The organism is Inhella sp., assembly GCF_027532025.1.
In the GTDB taxonomy this organism is placed as follows: Bacteria; Pseudomonadota; Gammaproteobacteria; order Burkholderiales; family Burkholderiaceae_C; genus Inhella.
The window spans coordinates 1-21758 of record NZ_JAPZSY010000138.1 but is presented as its reverse complement, the minus strand read 5'-3'; the positions used below and the strand labels follow the sequence as shown (position 1 = coordinate 21758).

Sequence of the window (21758 nt, the reverse complement as noted above, 5' to 3'; positions counted from 1 at the left end):
GCCGCACCATCGCTGGATGCCTCAGCGACCGTCCTGCGTCGAGCCCGTTTCATTGGCCCGGAAATGGCTGCGGGCCACCCTCACGGTCGGGCTGACCCTGCTGGCTGGATTGGCGGTGGCGAAAGAGGCGCGTTGCGTCAAGACATTGGCCTGGAGCGACGACCCGCCGCACACCATGCGGCTGCCCGACGGCAGCGTGGGTGGTGTCGAGATCGCCCTGCACCGCGAACTGCTCGCCACCATGGGCTGCGAGCTGCGGCTGGCGGAAATGCCCTTCGCCCGCGCCTTGAGCGAACTGCGAGCCGGCCGCGTGGACGTCATCCCCGCCACGCTGGCCCGCCCTGAACGGAAGGCCTATGCACGCTTTTCCAAGCCCCTGCTGTACCTGCACAACGTGCTCTACGTGCGGGCCGAGGACGTGCCCCGCGTGGGCCATCAGCGGCTGGCCGATCTGGTGGATCAAGGCTGGCGGCTGGGCGGCCAGGTGGGCGTGGTGTACAGCAGCGAGTTCGCCGCACTGCTGCAAGACCCCGTGCGAGCGAGCAAGCTCGAGCAGGTGCCCTACCGCCCCAGCCTGTGGAAGATGCTCGACCACCGCCGCGTGGATGGCGTGCTGGTGAACCAACTCACGGCCGCTTACGAACTGCGCCAGCTGGGTCTGCAAGAGCGGATCCGCGCCACATCCCTGACCCTGCCCCTGGAAAGCGGTGGCAGCGCCTGGAGCCGACTCACCACCGACGAAGCCTTCGTGCAACGCTTCGATCAGGCCCTGAACGACCTGCGCCAACGCCAGCGCTACGCGGAGTTGCTCGCGCCCTATGGCTTGACGCCCTCAGGCCAGATGCCCCAAGCGCGCCCCTAGCGCGTCGTCCACGGCACCCAGCCGCGCGTGCAGGGCACCAAGCGCGTCGGGTCCGCGCTCGCGCACGGCCGCCGCCCAAATCGGTGCCGGGTACTGCGCGTCGTCGGCAAAGCGCGCGATGACGTGCCAGTGCAGGTGTGGCACCACATTGCCCAGGCTCGCAAGGTTGACCTTGGCTGGCGCCAAGGCCTGCAGCAGCACGGCCTCGACAGTGGCCACCGCCTCCATCACGGCCATCCGCTCCCCGGGCGCCAACTGGCTGAATTCGGCGATGTGCGCATTGACGATCACCCGATAAAACGCCGGATGCGCCGGGGTGTCGGTGACGCGCACCACGCGATACAGCGGGCGGTGGTGAAGCAGCAGGCCACCGTCGTCGTGGCACAGGGGGCAATCGGTGGGCGTCATCGAGCCGCTCGCGGGAGTTGAAGCGCGGCATCCTCCCACGCTTCGGGGGCGCTCGGGTCGTGCAAACGGGCCCTCCATCCGATAACCTCAGGCCATGGCTTCTTCCCCGCCCCGCTCGCTTCGGCGCCCCATCCCTTGGGCGCTTGCGCTGTTGGCCCTGGCCCTGAGCCTGCCGGCTTGGGCGGCCCCAACGTGCACCAAACGCCTGCGCTGGAGCGACGACCCCCCGTACAGCATGCGCCTGCCCGATGGGCGCATCGGCGGCTGGACCGTGGACTTGGCGCAAGCCGTGTTGCAGCGCATGGGCTGTCAGGTGGTACTGGAAGAAATGCCCTTCGCTCGGGCCTTGGCCGAACTCAAGTCCGGTCGGCTGGATTTGCTGGACGGCGCCTTTCCCTTGCCGGAACGGCAGACCTTTGCCTACTTTTCCAAGCCGATGGTGCGGTCGCGCAACCTCGTTTTCATCCGCGAGTCCGATCGCCCTCGGTACCGGGGGCAAAGCCTGGAGGAACTGCATCGCGAGGGCTGGATCTTTGGCGCCCAAGTGGGGGTGATGTACGGGCCCGCGTACGCCGCGCTGCAAGGGGAAGAGCGCTTTCGGGCCAGGCTGCAACTGGTGCCGCGCCGAAGCAGCTTGTGGCAGATGCTGGCCCTGGGCCGGGTGGACTTGGTGATGGCCGACGAACTGACCGCCGCCCATGAGTTGGCCCATGCCCAACTGAACACCCGCATCGTGGCCACCCCGCTGGTGGTGTCGGCCGAACCCGCTGCCATGGCCTTCAGCAAGGCCACGACGGACCTGGCCTTTGTGCAACGCTACGAGGCCACGCTCCTGGCGCTCCAAGCCGATGGCACCTACCAGCGCTTGCGCCAACGCTACGGCTTGCCTGCCGCCGAACAGCCCCCCACCAAGCCCTGAGGCCCGCCGATCGCGCCAGAGAACGGCCTGAGGGCCAGGCTGGGCGGAGCGGGTGCGGGTGGGGGTCGTCCGGTGGCCTACACGAGCACCCGCTCGATGCCCCCGGCGTTGGCCTGGGCCACGTACTCGGGCATCCAGTTGTCGCCCAGGATCTTGCGGGCCATTTCCACGACGATGTAGTCGGCCTCCAGCAGCCCGTTTTGCAGGTCGTTGCCGTAGCGGCTCAGACCTTGCAAGCAGCTGGGGCAGCTGGTCAAGATCTTCACGTCGTTGCCTGCGGCTGGCGCCAATTGCTTGAGCGCGTCGGCGTTCTTCTGCAGTTCTTCTTCCTTGCGGAAGCGGATTTGCGTGCTGATGTCGGGCCGGGTCACGCCCAGGGTGCCGCTCTCGCCGCAGCAGCGCTCGCTCTTGAGAACGTTGTCGCCCACCAAGGCCTTGACGGTCTTCATGGGTTCTTGCTGCTTCATGGGGCTGTGGCAGGGGTCGTGGTACAGGTAGGCCCCGCCCTCGCCCAGGGTGATGCCCTTTTCCAGTAAGTACTCGTGGATGTCGACGATGCGGCAGCCCGGGAAGATGTCTTCGAAGCGGTAGCCCTGCAGCTGGTCGAAGCAGGTGCCGCAGCTGACCACCACCGTTTTGATGTCCAGGTAGTTCAGCGTGTTGGCCACGCGGTGGAACAGCACCCGGTTGTCGGTGATCATCTGTTCGGCTTTGTCGAACTGGCCGCTGCCGCGCTGCGGGTAACCGCAGCACAGGTAGCCCGGGGGCAGCACGGTTTGCACGCCGGCGTACCACAGCATGGCCTGCGTGGCCAGGCCCACTTGGCTGAACAAGCGCTCCGAGCCGCAGCCCGGGAAGTAGAAGACGGCTTCGGTGTCGGCCGTCGTCTTGGCCGGGTTGCGGATGATCGGGACGTAGTCCTTGTCCTCGATGTCCAAGAGCGCGCGCGCCGTCTTTTTGGGCAGGCCGCCGGGCAGCTTCTTGTTGATGAAGTGAATCACCTGCTCGCGCACCGGCGCAGGGCCCACGCTGGCCGGCGGCTTGGCGGTTTGCTTCTTCGCGAACTTGCCCAACACCTCGTGCGCCAGGCGCTGCGCCTTGAAGCCCACGCCCACCATGGCGGTGCGCGCCAGCTTGATGGTCTCGGGGCTGGTGGCGTTGAGCATCAACATGGCCGCGGCGTTGCCGGGGCGCCAAGACTTCTGACCCATCTTGCGCAGCAGGTTGCGCATGTTCATCGACACGTCGCCGAAGTCGATCTTCACCGGGCAGGGCGAAGCGCACTTGTGGCAGACCGTGCAGTGGTCGGCCACGTCCTCGAACTCTTCCCAGTGCTGCACGCTGATGCCGCGCCGGGTCTGCTCTTCGTACAGGAAGGCCTCGATCAAGAGCGAGGTGGCCAGGATCTTGTTGCGCGGGCTGTAGAGCAGGTTGGCACGTGGCACGTGGGTGGCGCACACCGGCTTGCACTTGCCGCAGCGCAGACAGTCTTTGATGCTGTCGCTGATCGCGCCGATGTCCGAGCGCTGCATGATCAGCGACTCGTGGCCCATCAGGCCGAAGGACGGCGTGTAGGCGTTGGTCAGGTCGGCGAAGGGGCTCTCGGGTTCGGAGCCGGCGCGCAGCAGCTTGCCCTTGTTGAAGCGGCCCGTGGGGTCGATGCGCTTCTTGTAGTCGGCAAAGGCGGCCAGCTCCTCGTCGCTGAGGAACTCGAGCTTGGTGATGCCGATGCCGTGCTCGCCGCTGATCACGCCGCCAAGCGAGCGGGCCAACACCATGATGCGGGCCACCGCCTCGTGGGCGGCTTGCAGCATGGCGTAGTTGTCGCTGTTGACGGGGATGTTGGTGTGCACGTTGCCGTCGCCGGCGTGCATGTGCAGAGCGACCCACACGCGGCCGCGCAGCACCTCGCCGTGGATGCGCTTGATCTCGGCCAGCACGGGCTCGAAGGCCGCGCCGCTGAAGATCGACTGCAGCGGCTTTTGGATCTGCCGCTTCCAGCTGGCGCGCAGCTCTTGGGTCTGCAGCTTCTCGAAGTGCGCTTCGATCCCATCGAGCCAGCCTTGCCACTGGGCGCGAACGTCGGCCAGCAGCGCTTGGGCTTGGGCCACGCGGTCTTCCAGCAGCTCGCTGTTGGCGATGTCGCTCGCGTCGTCGGTCTTGCCCAGGGGCAGGCGGCCGCCGAAGAAGGCCTGCAGCGCGCCCACCAGCTCGAGCTTGTTGCGCAGGCTCAGCTCGATGTTGATGCGCTCGATGCCCAGGGTGTACTCGCCCATGCGCTCGAGCGGGATCACCACGTCCTCGTTGATCTTGAAGGCGTTGGTGTGCTTGGCGATGGCCGCCGTGCGCTTGCGGTCGAGCCAGAACTTCTTGCGCGCCTCGGCGCTCACGGCCACGAAGCCCTCGCCGCTGCGCGCGTTGGCGATGCGGACGACCTCGCTGGTGGCGCGGGCCACGGCGTCGTCGTCGTCGCCCACGATGTCGCCCACCAGCACCATCTTCGGGAAGCCGCCGCGCTTGCTCTTGGTGGCGTAGCCCACGGCCTTGAGGTAGCGGTCGTCCAGGTGCTCCAGGCCGGCCAGCAGCACGCCGTTCTTGGCCTCGGCGAACAGGTAGTCCTTGATCTCCACGATGCTGGGCACGGCGTCCTTCGGATTGCCGAAGAACTCCAGGCACACGGTGCGCACGGCCTTGGGCATGCGGTGCACGATCCAGCGCGCGCTGGTGATCAGGCCGTCGCAGCCTTCCTTCTGGATGCCCGGCAGGCCGGCCAAGAACTTGTCGGTGACGTCCTTGCCCAGGCCCTCTTTGCGGAACACGCGGCCGGGGATGTCGAGGCGCTCGGTCTTGAGCAGCTTTTTGCCGCTGGCGTCGAAGGTGCGCAGCTCGAAGCTGGCCATCTCCACGTCGTGGATCTTGCCCAGGTTGTGGTTCAGGCGGTGCACCTCCAGCCACTGGGCGTCGGGGGTGACCATCTTCCAGCTGGCGAGGTTGTCCAGCGCCGTGCCCCAAAGCACGGCCTTCTTGCCGCCGGCGTTCATGGCCACGTTGCCGCCGATGCAGCTGGCTTCGGCGCTGGTGGGGTCCACGGCGAACACGAAGCCGTGCCGCTCGGCCAAGTCGGCCACGCGCTGCGTGACCACGCCGGCCTCGCTGAAGATCGTGGGCACCTCGCGGTCCAGGCCCAGCAGCTGCAGCATCTCGACGCCGCGCAGGGCCTCGAGCTTCTCGGTGTTGATGACCGCGCTCTTCCACACCAGGGGCACGGCGCCGCCGGTGTAGCCGGTGCCGCCGCCGCGCGGGATGATGGTCAGGCCCAGCTCGATGCAGCTGGCCACCAGGCCGGCCATCTCGGCCTCGGTGTCGGGCGTCAGCACCACGAAGGGGTACTCGACGCGCCAGTCGGTCGCGTCGGTCACGTGGCTGACGCGGCTCAGGCCGTCGAACTTGATGTTGTCTTTGGCGGTGTGCTTGCCCAGGGCCTTGGCCGCGGCCTTGCGCAGGTCGTAGACCTCTCGGAAGCGCGCCGCAAAGCAGTTCACCGCCTCGCCGGCCAGCTGCAGCAGCTCGCCCACGGCGGCGTCGCGGTCGGGGTCGGCCGCCGGGTTGCGGCGCTTGTCCACCTCGCGCAGGCGGTGCATCAGCGCGTCCACCAAGGCCTGGCGGCGCTTGGGGTTGGCCAGCAGGTCGTCTTCCAGGTAGGGGTTGCGCTGCACCACCCAGATGTCGCCCAGCACCTCGTACAGCATGCGCGCGCTGCGGCCGGTGTTGCGCTGCTGGCGCAGGCTGGAAGCCAGCTCCCAGGCGCGCGGGCCCAGCAGGCGCAGCACGATCTCGCGGTCGGAGAACGAGGTGTAGTTGTACGGAATCTCGCGCAGGCGCGGGGCGTCGGCGTTGGCGAGATCGGGGTCGGCAACCCCCAGCAGGGCGGTCGTCGGCAGTGGGGCGTTCATGGCGAAAAGGGGGGCCGCTGAGCAGCGGCTTTTCAGGGGAAGGTGCACCCATCGGGCACAAGACCGAAGGGTAACCGAGGGGCCCCGCCGCAAGGGCATAACCTCTGGGGGCACAGGCCCAAGACTTTGCCGATTGCGAATGCCGCCATGCCCGACACCCATGCCTCCACCCCCGACTGGCCCTTGCCGTTCTGGATTGCGCATCGCGGCGCGGGTCGGCTGGCGCCGGAGAACACGCTCTGCGCCTTTCGCCAGGGGGCCGAACTGGGCTGGCGCGGGTTCGAATGCGACGTGCAGCTGTCCAGCGATGGCGTGCCCTTCCTGCTCCACGACGCGCGTTTGGAGCGCACCACCAACGGCCGCGGCGTGGGCTCCGCCACGCCGTGGTCAACTCTGACCACCCTGGACGCGGGGGCCTGGCACGGCCCGGCAACTTTGGGCGAACCGGTTTGCAGCTTGGCCGCGCTGGCGGCGGCCGCCGCCGAGGGCGAATGGGCGTTGAACCTGGAACTCAAGCCCAGCCCAGGGCAAGCCCAAAGGTTGGGGCACGGTGTGGCGCTGTGGCTGCGCCAGCATTGGCGTGGTGCTCGACCGCCGGTGTTGAGCAGCTTCGAGCCCGAGTCCTTGCGAGCGGTACGCCAAGCCGATGAGCCCCGCCCGACCGGATCTCCATGGCCCCTGGCGCTGCTGCTGGAACGGTGGCGACCCGACGCGCCGCAACTCGCGCTCGGCCTGAGCGCCCAGGCGGTGGTGTGCCATCACCGCTCGCTCGATGCGCAGGCGATCCGCAACTTGCACGCCGCTGGTTTGCGGGCGCTGGCCTACACCGTCAACACCCACGAGGAGGCTGCTCGTCTTCGAGCCGCTGGCGTGGATGGCCTGATCACCGATGCCGTGACGGCGTTCCGGCCCGACGTCGCCCCCGCGCAACGGCGTGGTCACGGCGTCTGATCCAGGTCAAGCGCCGCCCAGTCGCCGGCCGCCCTGCCGCAGAGCGATTGACACTACGCAATGGGCTCGTCCGAGCCCGAGCTTGCAATGCGGCCATCCGATTCACCCTCACTTGGAGTTTTCGATGAGCCGCAAGCAATTGGCCGCCTTTGCCTACAGCACCCTGGCCGCTACCACCCTGGTGTTGGTGGCGTCGGTCGCACACGCCCAAGACAACGGCGACTGGATCGTTCGGGGTCGCGCCCTGCATCTGAATTCGGTCAACAAAGACAGCACCGGCTTGGGTCTGTCGGTGAACGACAAGACCTTCCCCGAAGTCGACATCACGTACTTTTTCGACCCGAACTGGGCCGCCGAGTTGGTGTTGACTTACCCCCAGAAACACGACATCCGTTCGAACGGCGTCACCATCGGGTCGCTCAAGCACCTGCCCCCCACCTTGAGTTTGCAGTACCACTTGGATGCGGGCGGCTGGCGGCCCTACGCTGGCTTGGGCATCAATGCCACGCTGTTTTCATCCAACACCTTCGTGCCCGCAGTTCAGTCGACCCTGAACCCCTCCATCGGAGGCAGCAGTTTCGGCGTCGCCTACGGCTTGGGGTTCGACGTACCGCTGGGCGGCGGCTGGCTGTTCAACGCGGACGTGAAAAAGGTCCAAATCGGCACGGACATCAAGAGCAACGGCACCAAGGTGGGCAAGTTCAAAGTCGACCCCACCTTGTTCAGCATCGGCATCGGCAAGCGCTTCTGACAACGCGCTGAGTGCGAGAACGACAAGGCCGCCGTAAGGCGGCCTTGTTCGTCGCAGCGCTGACGGGGCGGGGAACGACCCTCAGAACAACTCGACGTCGCTCTCCTTGTCGCCCTCTTCTTGCAGGTGGCCATCGGTGACCAACTGCTCGAAACCATGCACTTGGTTCCGCCCGTTGTGCTTGGCGTGGTAAACGGCTTTGTCGGCCCGGTCGAACGCACCAGCAGGTGTGTCGCCCGGACGGATGGCGGTGAACCCGATGGACAGGGTCACTTGCCCCACCTGCGGGAAGGCGTACTGTTGGCACTGCTGCCGCAGCCGCTCGAACGCGGCAGCAGCATGGGTCACACCATCGGCCCGCAGCAAGACGACAAACTCCTCGCCCCCGAAACGGTACAAGCGGTCGTGGTAGCGGAAGCTGGCCCGCATCAGGCGCGACAGCAGCAGCAACACCTCGTCACCGATCAGGTGACCGAAGTTGTCGTTCACCCGCTTGAAATGGTCGATGTCGATCACGCCCAACCAGTGTGCCGGGGCCGTTTCGTGTCGACGATCGCCCTCGATGGCCGTGCTCGCCAGTGCTCCTTCCCCCGCCAGCAACTTCAAGAAGCTGCCGTCAAAGGTCTTGCGGTTGAGCAAGCCCGTGAGCGTGTCGCGCTCCGAGTAGTCCAGCAAGCCCTGGAAGTTGTGATAGACCTTGACGATGGCGCTGACCGTGCGTTGCTCAGCCTGGCTCAGCCGGGTTTGAGAAATGATCTCCAGCACCCCATCGCCGTCGTGCTCGCTGAGCAAGGGGAAGTAGCAGGTGGAGTCGCCTTCATCGGATCCGGATTCCCGCACTTCATGCTTTTGCAAGCAAGCCAAGCGCGCTGGGAATTCGTCGAGGGCAGGCAACTCATTCAGGGGGGTGGACAGCGAGTCGGCGGAGGCCACCGCGTCGTCGCCTTTCAAGCGGGCACGCGTCATCCAACGACGGTCCTCGGGACTGCCTACCGCACGGTAAATGCTGACGGACAAGGGCGCCAGCATGTCGCGCATGGCCACGACCATGGTGACATCCATGACGTCACGGTCCTTGTAGCCAGTCAGTTCGGCGAGTTGTTCTGCGACGTTGCCCATGCAGGTGCGATGCCTGGTTGATCAGACCGCCACGGTCCGGCGGGTGTGTTGACGGATGAGTCCCAGCAACTGCTCCTCGTCATATGGCTTGCCCAAATAGCCCTGGACGCCCAGCGCCTCCGCGTAGTCTCGGTGCTTCTCGGCAATCCGAGATGTGATCATGACCACAGGCAAATCTTTCAGGCGTTGATCAGCGCGGATATTACGCACCAAATCGAAACCGTCCATACGCGGCATCTCGATATCGGACAACACCATATCCGGAAGCTCTTCGCGCGCCAACTGCTCCATCGCATCCAAGCCGTCCTTGGCCAGCAAGACGCGGTAGCCCTCCCGCTCGAGGAAACGCTGCGACACCCGTCGCACGGTGAGCGAATCGTCCACCACCATGACGAGCGGTGCCAAAACCTCGATCGGCGCGGCTTCTGCGGCGACGGGCTTGCCGACGGCGTGCGTGCGCTCCAAGGCCAGGTGACCAAATCGTTCGGCCAGCGCCACCGGGTTGTAGATCAGGGCCACCGAGCCGCTGGCCAACAAGCTGATGCCAGCCAGTCCCGGCACGTGCATCAGTTGCGGGCCGAGGTTCTTGACCACGACTTCCTGGTTGCCGACGACCTCGTCCACGTGGAGGGCGATGCGATCCGGCCCCGAGTGCACCAGAACCACGGCCGCGTGCTTGCCATGCAGTTGCGGCGCATCGTCGTGCGCCAGCAGGCCGCCCAGCCAGTACATCGGCACGCTCCAAGGCCCTGTCTTGAGGGTGCCGGTGGCGTAGGCCTCGTTGAGTTGGGCGTTGGGCAGGCGCAGCACGGTGTCGATCAAGCTGGCCGGCACGGCCACCTTCAAGTCGCCGCAGCGCAGCACCACCACCTGGGTCAACGCGGTGGTCAGCGGCACCCGCAAGTCGAACTCAGTACCCCGACCCGCTTGAGTGCGGGTTAACACGTAGCCCCCCAGCGTATTCACCTCGGAACGCACCACGTCCATGCCCACGCCCCGGCCCGCCAGTTCGCTGACGTTGGATGCCGTAGAGAAGCCCGGCGCGTAGATCATCTGCACCAACTCGGCTTCGGTCGGCTCTCGTCCCTCAGGCAGCAGCCCTAAGTGCGCCGCCTTCGCGCGAATGCCCTGCAGGCTCAAGCCCGCGCCGTCGTCGCTGAACGCGATGAGCACTTGGTTGCCCTCTTGGGCCAGGCGGATGCGCAGGACACCCATGTCCGACTTGCCCGCTTGCGCGCGCACCTCGGCGGGCTCGATGCCGTGGACCACGCTGTTGCGCAACAGGTGCTCGAAGGCCCCAATCAGGCGCTCCAACACGCCTCGATCGAGTTCGATGCCGCCACCACTGATTTCCAGTTGCGCCTGCTTGCCGCTTTCCCGAGCGGCTTGCCGCACCACGCGATGCAAACGTTCCGCCAGAGAGTCGAACTCCACCATGCGCGAGCGCAGCAAGTCGTCCTGCAACTCGCGGGTGAGTCGGCTTTGCGCGGCCAGTTCGTCTTCGCCTTGAGCCAAGTTGCGCTGCAAGCTGCGCTGCACCGTGGCCACGTCGTTCACCGACTCGGCCAGCATGCGCGTGACTTCCTGGAAGCGGGTGTAGCGGTCGAACTCCAAGGGGTCGAAATCGCTGCCAGCCGCCTTGGCCTGCTCCTGACGGGAACTGATCTGCGCCTCGGCCTGCACCTCCAGCTCGCGCAACTGCAAGCGCAAACGCTCCAGGTTGTCGTCGAGTTCGAGCAAGGCCGTCTTCATTTGCGAGAGCTCGCTCTCCATCCGCGCACGACGGATGGAGACTTCGCCCGCCTGTGCGGCCAAGCGGTCCAACAAACTGGCACGAACGCGAACCATGGCTTGCGCCCCGACCAAGGGGGCGGCATCGGCGGCGGCGATCTCGCGGGCATCGTGCCCCAGGAAGCGCGACCAGTCGACCGCCTCTGGCAACAGGGCCGGCTCTTGCACTGGCGGGACCAGCGGCTCGACGACCAAGGGCGAGATCGGCACCATCGGGGTCGGTTCGGGTTGAACGTCGACCTCCGGGGCCGCGACCGGCGCCGCCCCCGGTTTGATGCCCTCGCGCAGCTGCTGGCGCAAACGCTCGAACTCAGCATCGATGTCGTCCCCGCGGTGCTGCAATGGCACTAGGTCGCCGGCGCTGCGATGGTCGGCCGCCATCAAGGCCGCGACATCGGTTTCCAGGCGGTGCGCCAAATCGCCCAGCCGCATGGCGCCTGCCAAGCGGGCCCCGCCCTTGAAGGTGTGGAGCGTGCGCATGCAAGCATCGCCGCGGGCCACGTCCTGCGGGTGCGCGGTCCAGTCCCGCAAACGCCCTTGCAGTTGGTGCAAGAGGTCGCTGGCTTCCTCCTCGAAAATCTCCCACAACTCGTCGTCGATCTGGTCGGGTTCACCCGGCACGAAATCGTCATCGTCCAAGAGCGACACGGCAGGCGCCGGGGACGTGTCAGGCGGCGATTCCACCGGCAGCCGATCGGCATCGATCCCCTCGGGCAGGACTTCAGGCTGGTAGGCCTGCAAGGCGGGCACCAAGCCGGGGTCCGGGGTCTCCAAGAAGCCCGCCGCAAACTGGTGCAGCAGTTGCGCGATGGCATCGGCACTGCGGGTGAACAGCGCCGCGGATTCGGCGCTCCAAGCCTGGGCCTGTTGCGCCCGCCCCAGAGCGTGTTCCAAAGCCCGCGCCAGCACGGACAGGACCTCGAAGCCCACCGTGGCCGAGTTGCCAGCCAAAGCATGCGCCTGCACCTCGGCGCTCGTGGGCGGCGCTTCGTCGTGGACCTGAGCCCAGTCGTGCAGGCCCACCGTCAGCCGACGAGCGAGTTCGTCGGCCTCCCCGATGAAGATGCCGTACAGCGTTTCGCTCAGCCGGAGGTCGCCGATGCGGCGGAGCCGCTCTTCCCCGTCGGTGCTGTCCAAGGCGGGAGCAGCCTCCGACCCCACCTCCAGGCCGTCAGTCACGGGCGCGACATGGGCGGCTTCGACGGCCTCCACCAGCGCTTCCAGTGGCACCACCGGCTCGGGCTCGGGCGGCGAGGTGATCGCCAAGACGTCGTCACTCGGGATGATGCTGTCGCCAAAGGTCAGGACGAAGTCACCCTCACTTTCCAGAGGCGACGGCAAGGTGTCGGGCAGCGGCTCGACGGCCGGCTCGGGAGCGGCTTCGGACGCTGGCTCAGCCAAGATCTCCGGCGCCACGTCGAGCACCATTTCGGGGTCTTGCCCCGGATGGACTTCCGCCTCGGGCTCCTGCGCTGCGATCGGCTCCCCTTCGGCAGCCGCCTCGAGGGGCTCGGCAGCGGGAGGCGCCTCCAAGGGCAGCACCCATTCTTCGTCGGGCTGCGCCTCGGCGACGTCACTGGAGGGCGTCGCATCGGCCGGTGCAGCAAGCGCCACGGCCAAGTCCAAATCGGGCAAGGTTTCTGGTGCTGCGAGCGGCGCCGGCTCGGTCGGCTCGCCCAAGTCGATCGTGACCTCGCCCACGGCGAGGCTCTCGGCGGTCTCGAGGCCATCCAGCGCGACCTCCAACACCACCGGCTCGTCCAGGGGGACAGGCTCCGTGTCGGCCATGGCGACGGGTGAATCTGGCTCGAACGCCAAGCGAACGGACTCGTCCGACAGGTCGCCTCCCGGCAAGGTGTCGACTTCCAGACCGTCCAACGCAGCCGGCTGGGTGAGTGGGACGTCGACACCCAGGGGCTCGAGCGAGGGCGACGTCTCGACGTCCGCCTCTCCGGCCAGCAGGTCGCCGCTGTCCCCCACGAGGAGGCCTTCCTCGGGCGTCAAGCTCGTGGCGGCACCCTGCTCCAACAAGGCGGCCTCGTCGGCCTCGGCGGCAGCAGCCTCTTGCTCCAGGACCTCCATCGCCAACTCGACGTTGAGCTCCGTTTCCATCGAGGGCGCCACTTCGGGCAGCGGCTCCTCCAAGTCGGGCAGCGGCGCCTCGGATTCGGACACCGCTTCGGCGACGGGTTCGACCACAGGCTGGGGCCATGGTTGCCCGAGGCGCAGGGCGTCTGCACGTTGGCGCAAGCCCTCTGGGGTTCGTTGACCCGCGGCGCCTGCGGCGATGTCGCTGCGCCAATCGGACAGCTCGTCGAGGGCATCGGACGTGAACTGTCGAACCTCGACGGACAACGCGGCGTCGTCGCTCAACAGCTTGTTGAACAACTGTTCCACCGACCAAGCGGCCTCTCCAAACACGTTGAGGCCCACCATCCGTGAGCTGCCCTTGAGCGTGTGGAACGAGCGCCGCACGTTGGTGATCTGCGCGCGATCGGCTGGATCTTGTTGGAGCAGCGCCAAAGCGTCGCGGGCTTGACCGACGACCTCACCGGCCTCCTCCAAGAAGATCTCGAGCATCTCCTCGTCAATCTCTTCGTCGGTGCTCGGCAGGGGAGCCGACGCCGGCGCCGGCGTAGGCTCGGGCAGCGTGGCTGGCTGCGAATCCAGGTAGGCCGTCAGCGCTTCGGTGCCGCTCAGGGCCTGGGCACCAGCGGGCTCGTTCGGGGGTGTGACAACCGGAAGCTCGGGCAACTCGAGGTCTGGGAGCTCCAGGGCGGACAAGTCGCGCCCTTGGGGCTCCAGTTCGAGCGCTGCCCCGTGCGTCACGAGCGCCAGTGCCGGCTGGTCGTCAGCGGCCGCCTGCAGCGCCAATCGCTCCAGATCTCGAGCAGCCTGAGCGGGGTCGGCCGGCGCGGCTTGCACGGCAGCACGCACCTGCTCCACCAAAGGCGCCTCGGTCGCAGGCGCCTTGCGGCGACTGGGCGCCACCTCGGCCACCAACTCGCCGCGCTCCTCGTCGAAGCGGAACATCGACTTCACCAAGTGCGGCTGCACGTTGAGCATGTCGATCAGGAAGCCCAGCTGACCCAAGTTGCTGGCCAAGCGGTCGAAGATGATCTGCGGGCCTGGCAGGGTGGGATCCACCTCGGTTTCGGCCAAGCGGTCGACGTCGTCGCGCATGCGCACGCAAGCGATAGCCGCTTGCGGTAGTCCCAACACGCTCAGCACCCCGCGCATGGCCGTCAACGGGCCCGGCACTTGGACCAGTTGGGCCCGCCGGGCGGCCGGGTCGCGGAAGTACTCGTCGACCAGACGCTCGACCTCCTGCATGCTGTGGCGCAGCTCCTGCACCACCCCGCTCATGGTCTGGCGGTCGCTCACGCGGCGGAAGACGTCCTCCATCCAGGGCTCAAGCGCCTCACTGGGCTGGCCGGTGGCCGCTTGTTGCACGCGCTCGGCGAGTCGCGCCACGCGGGGGCCCTGCTCGGGCTGGTCGAAAACAGCGTCTTCCAAGGCGGCTTCGAGGTACAGCATCGCCGAGGCCATTTCCATGGCCAAGGCCGCGGGCGGCCGGTGGCCTGCCCGTGCCGTCACCAAGGCAGCGCGCTGCAAAGTTTGCCCCAGGAATTCGCCATTGGGGAACAACTGCGTCAGGGATTCACCCAGCGCAGCGAAAGCTTCTTCCATGCCCGCAGCCCGCGGAACATCGCCCTCGGAGCTGGCGCTCCACGCTTCCTTGGCGGTGTGCAAGCGGCGCAAGGCCTGGGCCACCCAACTGGGGTCGACGCGTCCGAGGCTTTCGTCGCGGTAGTCGCCTGCGCTGATGTCCGACAGACCATAAATGCGGCGCACGGCCTCCAAGCAGGGGGCCGTGCCTGGCTCCGGTTCACGGCTTTGCGCACAGAAGAACAACAGGTCCTGGATCAGGCGCTCCGACACCTCTCGGTGGCCCTGAGCATGGCTGCGCAATTGCGCGACCAAGCGGGAACCCAAGCGCTTGACGAAGGCGTCGCCTTCGATGAGTTGGCACGCCAAAGCTTCGTACTGGGCCGAGGCCAACTGCCAAAAACTCGTCAATGGCTCGTCGGGCAGGTCGTTGCTCAGCGCTTTGCACAAGTCGGCCAGCTGCAATGCATGCGGCGGCGTGGGCTGCCGCAAGTACCGCAGCAGCGCCGTGTCGAACGCGGTTCGGAGCGCGTCCACCGGCGGCACGGCCTGATCGAGCACCAGGGGCGGCAAGGGATGCCACTGGAACTGCGCGGGCCAGAAGTCGGCCGGGTGGATGCGGCCGGCCTTGTTCAACTCCTGCACGGCGCGGTACACCGGGAACAGGGTCAAAGGAGAGGGGCGTGCAGCCGCCAGCATGCGGGTGATGTAGGTCAACACCGCGAAGTCGGCCCGCTCCAGCGCTTCCACTTGCGCTTGGTTGATGGCCGCTTCGTCCATCATGCGGCGGAGCAAGGCTTCGTTGGCCTGCAGCACCAACGCGCCTTCGCGCATGCCCACCATCTGCAACGCACCCGAGCCTTGGTGCATGGCCGCGGCCTGCTGCCCCAGAACCGTTCGGGTTTGCGTTTCGTCCAGCTGGTTGCTGGCTAGACGCAGGTCGTACTCGCGCAAGGTGCGGCGCAAGCCCTTGTGCACGCCTTCCAGCGTGCGGCGCAGCTCCTCGTGGACCCACGCCAAGGGCGTCAGGTCGTCGCTGGCCGTGGGGAGGACAGAGTCGGTCATGGAACGCGGACGGGTTGTGGTCGCCGCTTAGGCGTTGACCTTGAATCGGGCCACCGAGGTCTTCAAAGCGTCGGCCGAGCGGGACAACTCGTGCACCATCTTGGCCGTCGAGCGCGTCCCCTCGGAGGTTTGCTCGGTCACGGCGAAGATGTGCTGGATGTTGGCCGCCACGTCGTTGGCGGAGGTGGCCTCCTCCTTCGCGCGGTTCGTGATGTTGGCCACCATCTCGTCCAACTGGCGCGCCACGGTGTCGATCTCTTCCAAGGCCTGACCCGCGGCATCGGACAGCTTGGTCCCCTCCACCACCCCAGAGGTCGAACGCTCCATGGCGGCCACGGCGTCTTGGGTGTCGGTCTGAATGGCTTTCACCAGCGCTGCGATTCGGCGCGTGGCGTCGGCCGAGCGCTCGGCCAGTCGCTGCACTTCCTCCGCCACCACCGAGAAACCGCGACCGGCATCTCCGGCGGAGGCCGCTTGGATGGCGGCGTTCAAGGCCAGCACGTTGGTTTGCTCGGTAATGTCAGAAATCAGCTCCGTGATCTCGCCGATCTCCTGGGACGACTCGCCCAGCCGCTTGATGCGCTTGGAGGTCTCCTGGATCTGATCGCGAATGGCGTTCATACCCTGGCGGTTGTTCTGCATCGCGCTCTTGCCTTGCTCCGCCGCTTCACGCGACTTGCGGGCCACATCGGCCACGTCTTCGGCCTGCGTCGACACTTCGTTGATTCGGGTGGCCATCTGCAACACCGCGTCGCCCGTGGCTCGGATCTCCCGCAGCTGTTCGGTCGAGGCGGCCAACAGCTCGGTGGAGGTCTGGTCAACCTGACCGGTGGTTTCCGTCACCCGTGCCGCAGTGGCCTGCACCTGACCGACCAGGGTTCGCAGCTCTTCAACGGTGTAGTTCACCGAGTCGGCAATCGCGCCGGTGATGTCTTCCGTCACCGTAGCCTGTTGGGTCAAGTCGCCCTCGGCCACCGCCTGCAGTTCGTTCATCAGCCGAAGAATGGCAGCCTGGTTGGCGTCGTTGACGCGCTTGGCCTCCAGCTCTTGCGCCTGGGCTTGGCGCCGTTGCTCTTCGGCCAACTGTGCACGACGCTGCTGACCGGATACGTACAGCTGGAACAGCCCGTAGGAACCGTAGCCCAAGGCTGCCACGAAGATCACCAGAAGGAAGACCTGCCAACCCGACAAGCCGCTCTCTTTGTCCATCCGCTCACCGACGGTTTCCAAGCCCTTGCGCAGGTCTTCCGAGCTCTTCAGGATTTCGTTGGCGGCTTCGCGCGCGGAGGTCAGGCCGCTCAAGTTGTTCAACACCGCGTCGGCCTGACTGCGCGTGCTGTCGAACCTTGCGAGCAGCTTTTTGAGGTTTTCCCGCGCCGTCGCGTCACGCGCCGGCGGCAGGTTCAGTTCGCGGCTGCCGTTGAGCAGCCCGTCGGCGATGGACTTGAATGCGTTCAAGTCGTTGCCGAGCAAGAACACCGCCTCGGCCGAGACGCCCTCCTGGGTCAGGAACTCAGAGGCGCTCTTGCCGATGCGCTGCGTCAGCATCACCAACTGGCCGGTGGCCGCGATTTCGATGGTCGAGCCTCCCGTCTGCAAGCTGTGCGACGCCACGCCTTCGGCGGCCTCCAGCAAGTCGGACGACTCGCGATTGATGGCGCGCAGCGACTGCCCCACCTGGGTCAGAACCTTTTCCTGCTCTTCGATGACCTTCACTTGCTTTTCAGCGCTGTCCACCAGGGGCGCCACCGGCTCCAACGCCTTGCGCACCGTGCCGGGCGCACGAGCCAAGGGGCCCTCGCCGCCGGCCAAGTTGCGGGTCACGCCGGTCAACACGTCCAAGCTTTCCCGCAGTTCAGAGAAGGCCACGGGGTTGCCCACCATCGCGGTTGAGGTGGCCTTGGCCAGACGCTGCGACTGCGTCAGCGCTTGACCGGCGGCGCGCACCTGCTCAGCGCTGCGGCTGGCCAGCCACGTGTTGAGCACCACCATCACCAGCGTGCCCACCAGGCCCGCCACCGCCAACCCGGCGTACAGCTTTTGCCAGCTCAGCGTCCGGTCGCCGATCTTGACCTGGAGCGGCTCCATGGTTGAGTACACCGTGCTGGCCAAGGTGCTGTCGCCACCGGGCGACAACTGGCTGTCTGGCAACGCGCTAGGGATGATGGTGGTGTCAGCGCCTGGCGCGTCCAGATGCACCGCCTCGTACACGCTGTCGCGCGCTTCTTGGCGGTTGGAATCGGCACCGTTGCCCGTGTTCTTCATTTTGTCCAGTAGGCTCATGGGGACCCTCTTCGAGGTTGGATTCTTGAGGCGGTCGTTGCGTTGGCGCGCCGATGGATGCAGGGTTCGCAGACGGCAGTCAGGCCGCCGCCACGATGTTCAAAAAAGGCTCAAACCGAGCCAACAGTTCCAGATCCAGCACCTGCCAACGTCGGCCTTGTTCGTCTTCGCGCTGCTCGCTGGCGAAATGGGGGCGGGGTGCATCGCTGGGCTCGGTCACCCGGCGCAATTGGTCGTCGCTGCGAAGGCCTAGCAGGCGATCCACGAGCAAAGCGCAATTGATGTGGAGGTCACCGCTCATCGAAACCAGCCGCCCGCCTCCATCGGAGCGCGGCCGCTGCCGCAGCCCCAAGAAGACCGACAAGTCCACGACGGCGTGCAACCCGCCCCGCAGATTGGCCACCCCCAACATCCAGGGCTGGGTGTAGGGCACCGTGGTCATGGGCATGGGCGCGAAGATTTCGCCCGCCTGCTGCAGGGGCAACAAGAGACCCAGGCCACCACAGTCCACCGCCAACCAGCGGGAGGCCTGGGACTGCACCTTGGCCGCAGCCAAGCGCTCAGCGAGTCGCTGCTGGAACTCGCGAAGGGCGACCTTGTTGCCCATGTCAGTCCAACGCCTGGATCTTGGCGAGCAGCTCTTCGGCTTGCACGGGCTTCACCACGTAGTCCTTCGCGCCTTGGCGCAGGCCCCAGACCCGGTCGGTTTCCTGATTCTTGCTGGTGCACATGATGACCGGCACCTGGGCATAGCGCTCGTCCCGGGTGATGGCGCGCGTGAGTTGGAATCCGTTTTGCCCCGGCATCACCACGTCCATCAAGATCAAGTCGGGCGTGCCCTCTGCCAGACGCTTCCAGGCTTCTTCGCCGTTTTCGGCGGTTCGCACCGAAAAACCGCGCTTGGTCAGGATTTCGCTGAGGTGGTGCAGCTCGGTCTTGGAGTCGTCGACCAGGAGGATGTTCTTGATAGGCATGGGGCTTCCTCAGGAGAGGTGCTGTCGTACGGCTTGCAGCAGTTGGTCTTTGGTGAAGGGCTTGGTGAGGTAGTCCTGCGAACCCACCATCCGACCGCGGGCCTTGTCGAAGAGGCCGTCTTTGGAAGACAGCATGATGACAGGCACGTTGGCGAACTCCGGGTTGCGCTTGATGATCGCGCAGGCTTGGTAGCCATCGAGCCGCGGCATCAGGATGTCGCAAAACACGAGGTCAGGCTTGAAGTCGCCAAGCTTGGCCAGGGCATCGAAACCATCCTCGGCCAGCAGTACCGTGAACCCGCCCTGCTTCAGAAAGATCTCTGCGCTGCGACGGATGGTGTTGCTGTCGTCAATCACCAGCACCTTGGCACCGGGGCTGGGGGCTTGGGCGTCACTCACGGTGTTCACTCCCTGGCAGATGGTCGATCAGATGCGCACCATTTCGAAGTCGTCTTTGCGGGCGCCGCATTCCGGGCAGGTCCAGTTCATGTCGACCTCGGCCCAGCGCGTGCCAGCCGGAATGCCGTGCTCCGGATCCCCCGTGGCTTCGTCGTAAATCCAACCGCAGATCAGGCACATCCAAGTGCTGAATTCGTTGCTCAAGTTCGTCCTTTTCCACGACCGCACCGGCTTAGACGGCGCTCACTACAATCGTTTCATTCTATGCACGGCCCCCCCCTCTTCCTGGGGGAACACCCATGGGAAATCCCGGGGGCAAACCGCTCCAAACAGGTGTTTTTGCACGGCCGCGCCCCACTCGACATGAGCCCTGCCGAACTCCCCGACGCCGAATCGCCCCCCGCTGAGGAGGCCGCCCCGCCCAGCGTCATGAGCTTCAACGCCAGCGAGCCCACCGGCGCGGCCGGACTGGGGGCCGACCAAGCGGCCATCGTGGCGATGGGGGGGCACCCGTTGCCCGTGGTGACGAGCATCCTAGTGCGCGACACGGCGGAGGTCTTCGAGCACCACGCACTGGACGACGAACTGGTGTCGGAGCAGGCTCGATCGGTGTTGGAAGACATGCCGCTCAGCGCCTGGAAAGTGGGTTTCTTGGGCAACGCCGAAACCGTGGCCGCCGTGGCGGAGATCTTGAGCGACTACCCCGACCTGCCGCTGGTGACTTACCTGCCAGCCACGCCCTGGCTCGACGACGAGCAGCAGCAGAGCTACCAGGATGCGCTGCGCGAACTCGTGTTGCCGCAAACCACCGTGCTGGTGGGCAATCACGCCGTATTGACCGAGTTCCTGCTGCCCGACTGGGAAGCCGACCGCCCGGCCTCGCCGCGCGAGCTGGCCGTGGCGGCGCACAAACTGGGAGCTGCCCACACCTTGGTGACGGGCATCACCCTGCCCAACCAGCACGTGGACAACGTGTTGGCCGGGCCGCAGGGCCCGATCACCGGCGAAAAATTCGAGCGCTTTGAAGCCGGTTTCATCGGCGCGGGCGACACCTTGTCTGGCGCCTTGGCCGCCCTGCTGGCGGCGGGCGTGGATTTGCACGAGGCCGTGGGCGAGGCGCTGACCTTTCTCGACCAAGCCCTGGACGCCGGCTTCCAGGCCGGCATGGGCCACGTCATTCCCGATCGCTTCTTCTGGGCCCTGCCGCCCGAAGAGGGCAGCGAGCTGGACGGCGAGCCGCCCAACCCGCCAACCGACGACACCCCGCCGCCCCCGCGCCGGATGCATTGAGGCCCGACCGATGGACCGCAACCAAGAGCTCTTCGAGCGGGCGCAAGCCTGCATTCCCGGCGGGGTCAACTCGCCCGTGCGTGCCTTTCGCGCCGTGGGCGGCACGCCGCGCTTCGTCCAACGCGCGCAGGGCGCGCACTTCTGGGACGCCAACGGCACGCGTTACATCGACTACATCGGGTCTTGGGGGCCGATGATCCTGGGCCACGGCCACCCCGTGGTGGTGGAGGCCGTGCAACGGGCGCTGCGGGACGGCTTCTCGTTTGGCGCCCCCACCGAGCGCGAAGTGGAGCTGGCCGAAGCGGTGATGGCCCACTTGCCCTCGGTCGAGCAAATCCGCCTCGTCAGCTCAGGCACCGAAGCGGGCATGAGCTGCATCCGCTTGGCGCGCGGCTACACGGACCGCAGCCTGTTCATCAAGTTCGAGGGTCACTACCACGGTCACGCGGATGCGCTGCTGGTCAAGGCGGGTTCGGGATTGGCCACCTTCGGACACCCCACCAGCGCAGGCGTTCCGGCCGAGGTGGCCCAGCACACCCTGGTGCTGCCGTTCAACGACATGGAGGCACTCGAGCTGGCCTTCCAAAAGCATGGCGCCGAGCTGGCGGCTGTGATGATCGAGCCCATCGCAGGCAACATGAACTTTGTGCGCACGCAAGTGCCTTTCATGAAGCGCCTGCGTGAGTTGTGCACGCAGCATGGCGCGCTGCTCATCCTGGATGAAGTGATGACGGGCTTCCGCGTCGCCTTGGGTGGGGCGCAGTCGTTGTACGCGCAAGCCATTCCCGGCTTTGCACCCGACCTCACGGTGCTGGGCAAGGTCATCGGCGGCGGCATGCCGCTGGCGGCTTTTGGTGGCCGGCGCGACATCATGGCCAAGCTAGCGCCGCTGGGCGGCGTGTACCAAGCAGGCACCCTGAGCGGCAACCCCGTGGCGACGGCCTGCGGCTTGGCCACGTTGCGCGAGATCGAAAAGCCTGGGTTCTTCGGCGCTTTGGCGGCCCGCACGCGCAACCTCGTCGAAGGCCTGCAAGCGGTGGCCATGCACAAGGGGATCCCGTTCTGTGGCGACAGCGAAGGCGGCATGTTTGGCTTCTTCTTGCTGCCCACGCTGCCGCAGAACTACAGCACCGTGATGACCACCGACGGCCCGGCCTTCAATCGCTTCTTCCACGGCATGCTGGACCGCGGGGTGTACTTCGCGCCCGCACTCTACGAAGCCGGCTTTGTGAGCGCCGCGCACACGCAGGCCGACATCGACGCCACGCTGGCAGCGGCGCGCGAGGCCCTTTGAAACCCCAACCTCCTTTTTGAGCGGCCCGCT

Annotated in this window: 15 protein-coding genes; 6 read left to right on the top strand and 9 right to left on the bottom strand. The window is 66.5% G+C overall.

Annotated elements, in window-relative coordinates; genetic code table 11:
- Positions 1-52: 52 nt before the first annotated feature.
- Positions 53-862 (top strand): ABC transporter substrate-binding protein, encoded by an 810-nt coding sequence (locus O9335_RS16140; RefSeq protein ID WP_298390024.1) that lies wholly within the window; start codon positions 53-55, stop codon positions 860-862.
- Here O9335_RS16140 and O9335_RS16135 read toward each other — a convergent pair.
- Entirely contained in the window at positions 833-1270 is a 438-nt protein-coding gene (locus tag O9335_RS16135; protein ID WP_298390021.1) for an HIT family protein, read from the bottom strand. The two genes, O9335_RS16140 and O9335_RS16135, sit on opposite strands and share 30 nt — an antisense overlap.
- A 94-nt stretch (positions 1271-1364) precedes the next feature.
- Between O9335_RS16135 and O9335_RS16130 the strand changes: the two genes are divergently transcribed.
- The gene (locus tag O9335_RS16130) at positions 1365-2189 is read left to right on the top strand and encodes an ABC transporter substrate-binding protein (RefSeq protein ID WP_298390018.1); all 825 of its coding nucleotides are present in this window, start codon (positions 1365-1367) and stop codon (positions 2187-2189) included.
- 77 nt (positions 2190-2266) lie between these two features.
- Here O9335_RS16130 and O9335_RS16125 read toward each other — a convergent pair whose 3' ends face one another.
- On the bottom strand, positions 2267-6142 hold the full coding sequence (locus O9335_RS16125) for an FAD/FMN-binding oxidoreductase (protein WP_298390015.1): 3876 nt from the start codon (positions 6140-6142) through the stop codon (positions 2267-2269).
- A 147-nt stretch (positions 6143-6289) separates the two neighbouring features.
- Here O9335_RS16125 and O9335_RS16120 point away from each other — a divergent pair, with 147 nt between their 5' ends.
- Positions 6290-7093 carry a glycerophosphodiester phosphodiesterase family protein gene (locus O9335_RS16120; protein ID WP_298390012.1) on the top strand — a complete coding sequence of 268 codons (804 nt, stop codon included), beginning with the start codon at positions 6290-6292 and terminating at the stop codon, positions 7091-7093.
- Positions 7094-7217: 124 nt separating this feature from the next.
- Positions 7218-7844 carry an OmpW family outer membrane protein gene (locus O9335_RS16115; RefSeq protein WP_298390009.1) on the top strand — a complete coding sequence of 209 codons (627 nt, stop codon included), beginning with the start codon at positions 7218-7220 and terminating at the stop codon, positions 7842-7844.
- A gap of 81 nt (positions 7845-7925) precedes the next feature.
- On the opposite strand, the gene O9335_RS16110 is transcribed toward O9335_RS16115, so the two are convergent.
- The 7 genes from O9335_RS16110 to O9335_RS16080 all read right to left on the bottom strand — a co-directional run bounded on the left by O9335_RS16110 (position 7926) and on the right by O9335_RS16080 (position 19324).
- Positions 7926-8963, bottom strand: a complete 1038-nt coding sequence (locus O9335_RS16110; protein WP_298390006.1) for a GGDEF domain-containing protein — start codon at positions 8961-8963, stop codon at positions 7926-7928.
- A 21-nt stretch (positions 8964-8984) separates the two neighbouring features.
- On the bottom strand, positions 8985-15488 hold the full coding sequence (locus O9335_RS16105) for an Hpt domain-containing protein (protein WP_298390003.1): 6504 nt from the start codon (positions 15486-15488) through the stop codon (positions 8985-8987).
- A gap of 27 nt (positions 15489-15515) precedes the next feature.
- Positions 15516-17771: a methyl-accepting chemotaxis protein gene (locus tag O9335_RS16100; protein WP_298390000.1), complete on the bottom strand. Its 2256-nt coding sequence runs from the start codon at positions 17769-17771 to the stop codon at positions 15516-15518.
- Between the two features lie 79 nt (positions 17772-17850).
- Positions 17851-18378: a chemotaxis protein CheW gene (locus O9335_RS16095; protein ID WP_298389997.1), complete on the bottom strand. Its 528-nt coding sequence runs from the start codon at positions 18376-18378 to the stop codon at positions 17851-17853.
- A 1-nt stretch (position 18379) separates the two neighbouring features.
- A complete protein-coding gene (locus O9335_RS16090; protein WP_298389994.1) occupies positions 18380-18745 on the bottom strand; it encodes a response regulator in 366 nt (121 codons plus the stop codon).
- A 9-nt stretch (positions 18746-18754) separates the two neighbouring features.
- Complete coding sequence (locus O9335_RS16085) at positions 18755-19144, bottom strand: response regulator (RefSeq protein ID WP_298389991.1); 390 nt, start codon at positions 19142-19144, stop codon at positions 18755-18757.
- A 27-nt stretch (positions 19145-19171) separates the two neighbouring features.
- Positions 19172-19324, bottom strand: a complete 153-nt coding sequence (locus O9335_RS16080) for a rubredoxin (protein ID WP_298390044.1) — start codon at positions 19322-19324, stop codon at positions 19172-19174.
- Between the two features lie 183 nt (positions 19325-19507).
- Here O9335_RS16080 and O9335_RS16075 point away from each other — a divergent pair, with 183 nt between their 5' ends.
- Together O9335_RS16075 and hemL are read left to right on the top strand one after the other, a co-directional pair.
- Positions 19508-20434 carry a bifunctional hydroxymethylpyrimidine kinase/phosphomethylpyrimidine kinase gene (locus O9335_RS16075; protein ID WP_298389988.1) on the top strand — a complete coding sequence of 309 codons (927 nt, stop codon included), beginning with the start codon at positions 19508-19510 and terminating at the stop codon, positions 20432-20434.
- A 10-nt stretch (positions 20435-20444) separates the two neighbouring features.
- Positions 20445-21728: a glutamate-1-semialdehyde 2,1-aminomutase gene (gene hemL, locus O9335_RS16070; RefSeq protein ID WP_298389985.1), complete on the top strand. Its 1284-nt coding sequence runs from the start codon at positions 20445-20447 to the stop codon at positions 21726-21728.
- The last annotated feature ends 30 nt before the right edge of the window (positions 21729-21758 follow it).